Source organism: uncultured Arenimonas sp., from assembly GCF_963976025.1.
In the GTDB taxonomy this organism is placed as follows: domain Bacteria; phylum Pseudomonadota; class Gammaproteobacteria; order Xanthomonadales; family Xanthomonadaceae; genus Arenimonas.
The window spans coordinates 1-5,609 of sequence record NZ_CAXBJS010000168.1 but is presented as its reverse complement, the minus strand read 5'-3'; the positions used below and the strand labels follow the sequence as shown (position 1 = coordinate 5,609).

Here is a 5,609-nt window from a genome sequence, read left to right as displayed (position 1 = left end):
CATCGTGTGCCGGTCTTGCGCGTAACTATGCATACGGCAACAGTATTTATTACCATCGGCTACTGACATTGAGCCCATGGCCCCGCCCATTGAGCGCCGCCTGCCGCAGGACCGCACCGCCGGAAACCTTGCCCGCCCGGTTCTGTCGAACCCTGGCGACCTCCTGGCTATGGCTGATGCTGACCGCGACCGCGGCCGCGGCGCCGCCGGCGCAACTGGGCCCCGGGGACCAGGAACTGGACCTGCTGCCCTACCTGTCGGTGCTCGAGGACCCGGGCAAGTCCCTGCAACTCGATGACCTGCTGAAATCCGACGGCGCCCGCCGCTTCGAACCGCTGGGCGACCGTACCGCAAGCTTTGGCTACAGCCGTTCGGCCTGGTGGCTGCGCGCCTCGGTCACCAATACCTCCGGCCAGCCGCGCGACATGATGCTGCGCCAGAGTTACGTGCTGCTCGACTATTTCGACCTCTACCTGGTGCACCAGGGCCGGGTGCTCAAGCGCTGGACCACCGGCGACACCCTGCCCTATTCCACCCGGCCGATTCCGCACCGCGATTACCTGTTCCCGCTGACCATCGAACCCGGCCAGACCCTCGACATCTACCTGCGCGCCCGCTCGGACGGGCCGGTGAACGCCACCCTGGGCCTGTATTCGCCCGAAGCCCTGGTGCCCGCGCTGGCCGCCGAACAGCTGGCGATGGGCGCGCTGTTCGGCAGCTTCGTGCTGCTGGCGCTGTGCACCGCCCTGCTCTATGGCTTCGTGCGCGACGAAGCCTTCGCTTATTACCTGTGTTACGTGCTGTGTTACGGCGGCTACATGGCCGTGTTCAACGGCATCGCCCAGCAGCACCTGTGGCCGGAAACACCTTCGCTGTGGGGCGTGGGCCAGGTGGTGCTGCTGATGCTGGCGCTGCATTTCCTGCTGCTGTTCTCGCGCAGCCTGCTGCGTGCCAAGGGCCGTTCGCGCTGGCTCGACCGTGCCTTCCTGGTCCTGCAGACGGTGATCTTCGCGCTGATGCTGGCCGCGCCCTTCGTTTCCTACGGCACGCTGGTGCGCCCGATCACCTTCACCGTGGCCACGACGGTATTCATGGTCGTGGCCATCGGCATCACCGGCCTGAGGGCGCGCCAGGCGGCGGCCGGCTACTTCCTGCTGGCCTGGTCGGTGTTCCTGGTGGGCGTGCTGCTGTACCTGGCCAAGTCGGTCGGCCTGCTGCCGCACACCTGGCTGACCCAGTACGGCTTCCAGATCGGCACCATCTTCGAGTTCGTGCTGCTGTCGGTCGCGCTGGGCATCCGCGTCAAGGAAATCCGCGCGCAAAGCCGCACCGACAGCCTGACCGGGCTGGCCAATCGCAGCCGTTATGACGAACTGGTCGAACAGGCCTTTGCCCAGGCGCGTGCGGCCGGAACCACACTGGGGCTGCTGGTCATCGACGTCGACCACTTCAAGCGGGTGAACGACTCCCACGGCCATGCCGTCGGCGACCGCGTGCTTGAAGGCGTCGCCGAATCCCTGCGTCGCCAGCTGCCGGCGCAGGCCGTGGCCAGCCGCTACGGCGGAGAAGAATTCGTGGTGCTGGTGCCACGCACCGACGCCGCCTCCCTGATGGCGCTGGCCGAAAAGCTGCGCCGCGCCATCGCCGAAAGTTCACCGGGCATCCCGGTCACCGCCAGCGTTGGCGTGGCCAGCACCGCCGACCACGCCTTCGCCGATCCGCGCGGCCTGTTCCGCGCCGCCGACGAAGCGCTGTACGCGGCCAAACGTACCGGCCGCGACCGCGTGGTGGGCTGGAACGATCAGCTGCCCCGGCATCCGGCGGCCCCGCTGGCAGTCACTCCGTGAACCCCGGAAGCGCCGGCGCCACGCTGCGCTCGCTCGCCTTGCTGCTGCTGGCCCTGGCATTGCCGGCCGTGGCCCAGGACGTTTCCAGCGACCCGGCCAACCGTCTTTCGCCGCTGAAGGTGCCCGCCGGCAGCCCGCCCACCTTCACCATCTTCACGCCCCGCGACGGCCTGGGCGATGAAATCTGGAGCACCGTCGGACAGGGCCCGGACGGCTTCGTCTGGGCGGGCTCGGCGTCCAGCCTGTCGCGTTTCGACGGCTACCGCTGGCACGACATCCCCGATGCCCCGGGCCGCAGCCTGGTGCGCGACATGGCCAATGACCGCCAGGGCCGGCTGTGGGTCATCTTCGAGCGCGAGGGCCTGGCCTACTACGACGGAAAGGGCTGGCACCGGGTTGGCGAGGCGCGTTTCCACCAGCGGTTCTCGACCGTGGGCGAGGGCGAATCGCGCGAACTCTGGGTGGCCCACAACGATGGCCTGGCGCGGCTTGAAGGCGACACCTGGGTCGAAGACCCGGGCAATCCCGTGGGCAATCTTGGCCGCGCCATCGCTTTCGCGCGGACCGCCAGCGTGGGCGGCGAGCCGCGCGAATGGCTGGCCACCGCCGATCGCGGCCTGTGGTACCGGCGCGCCAGCAGCGAAGCCTGGCGCCGCCACGAACACCCGGCCCTGGCCAACCTGGCGCTGACCGATATCAAGCGGGTCCAGGACAAGGGCGTGGAGTCGCTGTGGGTGGTCAGCTACGGCGGCGGCGTGGCGCGACTGCGCGGCAACCAGATGCGCCTGTGGCGCGCCGAAACCGGCGAGCTGCCCACCGAAGCACTGTACTCGGCCGTCGCTACCCATGATGCCGATGGCGAAGCGCAGGTGTGGATGGCGTCGCGCGCGGGCCTGCTGCGTTTCCGCGGCGAACGCGTCGACGTGTTCGACCGTCGCCACGGACTGCCCGCCGATGCCGTGCGTGGCGTCAAACTCCAGCACGACAGCGACGGCGTCGAATCGCTGTGGCTGGCCACCGAAGGCGGCGTTGCCCGCGCCACGCTGGCGGCCAGCCCCTGGAACACCGTGTCCCTGCTTGGCGCCGCCGACAACGGCAGCTTCGGCGTGCTGGTCGAGCCCGACGGTCGCGGCAGCGAACGCCTGTGGGTGGGCTCGTCGCGCGACGGGCTGGCGCTGCTTGAACAGGGCAACTGGCGCTATTTCCGGCAAGGTCCCGGCGGACTGCCGGCCCGGTCGGTGCGCGGCCTGTGGCGCCTTCCCGGCAACGACGGCCGGCAGCACCTGGTGTTGTCCCAACCCGGCGCGCCCCTGTTCGAAATCGACGGCGATTTCGAGGTCCGGCCCATCGACGTGCCCTGGCCGACACAACCGGAGACAGGTGCCAACCATGTCATCGCGCGAAGCGTCGACGGCCAGGTGGAATGGTGGGCCGCCACCAACCATGCCGGCGTGCACCGGCTGCGCGGCGGCGAGTGGACCAGCTTTCGCCATCTGGGCGACGAAGGGCATGGCTCGGTGCACTGGCTGCTGGCGCAGACCGACGCGCAAGGTCGCCAGTGGCTGTGGGCCGCGGACTCGCGCGGCATCGCGCGCTTCGACGGCCAGCGCTGGCAGCGCCTGAACGGCGACCTGGGCCTGCCCCGCGACGGCTTCCGTTCGCTGTCGCTCTACGAAGAAAACGGCCGCGACGTGCTCTGGGGCAGCAGCACCCACCACGGCATCGTGCGCCTGGACGTGCAGGATCCCCTGCGCCCGCAGCGGATCACCCGGGACGGGCCACCGCCGCCGCCCGATCCCACCATCTACAGCACGCTGCGCGACAGCCAGGGGCGCATCTACGTGTGCACCAACAACGGCGTGCAGCAGCTCACCCCGCGAGCGGAAGGCGGCTGGGACGAACGCGTGTTCCGCCGCCGCGACGGCCTGGTGCACGACGAATGCAACACCAACTCGCAATTCATCGACAGCCACGACCGCTACTGGGTTGGCACCCTGGGCGGCCTGTCCATGTACGACCCGAACCTGAGCCTGCCCGGCCCGGCGCGTTCGCCCAAGCCGCTGCGCCTTACCGCGGTGCGACTGGATAACGAAACCGTGGCCCTGCCGGCCGACGGCGCGCTGCGCCTGCCCGCGGGCCAGCATGAACTGCGCGTCGAATACAGCCTGCTCACCGGCCTGCGCGAACGCGAGTCGATGTATCGCACCCAGATGCTGGGCCTGGAAGCCAGGCCCGGCGCCTGGACCACCCAGCACGACCGGACCTTCTCGGGGCTGGCGCCGGGTGACTACCGGCTACGCATCCAAGCGCGCGACTTCGCCGGCATCGAAGCGACGCCGATCGAACTGGCGGTGACGGTGCCGCCGCTGTGGTGGCAGCAGGCCTGGCTGCAGGGCCTGGCCGTGGTCGCGCTTCTGATTGCCAGCCTGGTGCTGGTGGCGCTGTACAACCGCGGCCTGCGCCGGCGCCAGCGGCAGCTGCGCCAGGAAGTGGCCGAGCGCACGTCCGCGCTAAACGACGCCAACCAGCGCCTGACCGAGCTGTCCTACCTCGACCCGCTGACCGGCATCGCCAACCGCCGCCGCCTGGTCGAGGCCATGAAGGCGGAAATGCAGCGCGCGCAGGACCAGCAAAAACCACTGGGCCTGATCGTCGCCGACGTCGACCATTTCAAGCAGTACAACGACCGCTTCGGCCACCTCGCCGGCGACGCCGCGCTGCGCGCCATCGCCACCGCCATGGGCAGCGCCATGCGCGAACAGGACCTGGTGGCGCGGTTTGGCGGCGAAGAGTTCGCCTGCCTGATGATCGACGCCGACCTGGCCACCGTGCAGCGCGTGGCCGAACGCATGCGCCTGCTGGTTGAAGCCCTGCCGCCACGCGCCCTGGGCAACGACAGCCAGACCCTGACCATCAGCGCCGGCGTGCTGAGCGCGATTCCCCTGGCCGGCCAAAACCCGGAAGACCTGCTGCACATGGCCGACCAGGCGCTCTACGAAGCCAAGGCCGGCGGCCGCAACCGCGTCTTCGCCGCCGCCCGGGCCTGAGCCCCGGCCGCGGCATCAGGGGTCGGCGCGCCCCACCGAGGTCGGATAACCCAGCGCCACCCAGCCGCCGATGCCTTCCCACAGCACCGCGGTATTGGTGAAGCCCTTCTCGCGCAGGAACTTGTTCACCGAATCGGCGGCGGCGCGCGGGCATTCGCAGTAGCTGATGATCCAGGTGCCGTCGGTGGGCAGCGCCGCGACCACGGCTTCCGGGTCGGAGTAATACGGGATGGGCACCGAACCCTTGATGTGCGCCAGCTGCCACATGGACGCGACGCGGGTGTCGAGCAGCACCATCCGGCGCTTTTCCTTCAGGATGCGGTCCAGGTCGGCGGCAGTGATGTAGTGGCCGTTCTTGAACTCGAACTCGGGCGCTTCGGCGTCGGGGTTGAGCACCGCGTCGGCCAGCGCCGGCGGCGGCACCAGCGGGCGCGGCTCGGCGTTCCAGCCGGTGGCGCGGCTGCGCAGGAAGGCGGTGACGTCGTCCATCTGGGTCGGCGACAGCGTGCCGGCGAAGCCTTCCATCGGCGTGCCGTCGCGGCCGTGTTCGATGGCATAACGCAGGAAGTTGTCGGGCGTGGAGGCCAGCATGGCCGGGTTGCCGAGCGCGGTGCCGGTGATGCCCTCGCCCTCCTCGCCGTGGCAGCTGGCGCAGTGCTGTGCGTACACGCCGGCGCCGGCTTCCGCATCGCCCGCCACGCGCTCGCTGCCGACG

General features: G+C 69.8%; 3 protein-coding genes. 2 read left to right on the top strand and 1 reads right to left on the bottom strand.

Annotated elements, in window-relative coordinates; genetic code table 11:
- The first annotated feature begins 176 nt into the window (after positions 1-176).
- Both AACZ35_RS11745 and AACZ35_RS11740 read left to right on the top strand, forming a co-directional pair.
- Positions 177-1,847 carry a diguanylate cyclase gene (locus AACZ35_RS11745; RefSeq protein ID WP_339829482.1) on the top strand — a complete coding sequence of 557 codons (1,671 nt, stop codon included), beginning with the start codon at positions 177-179 and terminating at the stop codon, positions 1,845-1,847.
- Entirely contained in the window at positions 1,844-4,894 is a 3,051-nt protein-coding gene (locus AACZ35_RS11740; protein ID WP_339829480.1) for a diguanylate cyclase, read from the top strand. Before AACZ35_RS11745 ends, AACZ35_RS11740 begins: the two co-directional genes overlap by 4 nt.
- 15 nt (positions 4,895-4,909) lie before the next feature.
- Here AACZ35_RS11740 and AACZ35_RS11735 read toward each other — a convergent pair.
- Positions 4,910-5,609: c-type cytochrome (locus AACZ35_RS11735; protein WP_339829478.1), on the bottom strand; the 700-nt coding region annotated here is incomplete at its 5' end.

What these genes read in the sequence shown, in the direction of transcription:
- AACZ35_RS11745 (WP_339829482.1), top strand. Translation starts at nt 177, where the DNA reads ATGCTGACCGCGACCGCGGCCGCGGCGCCGCCGGCGCAACTGGGCCCC.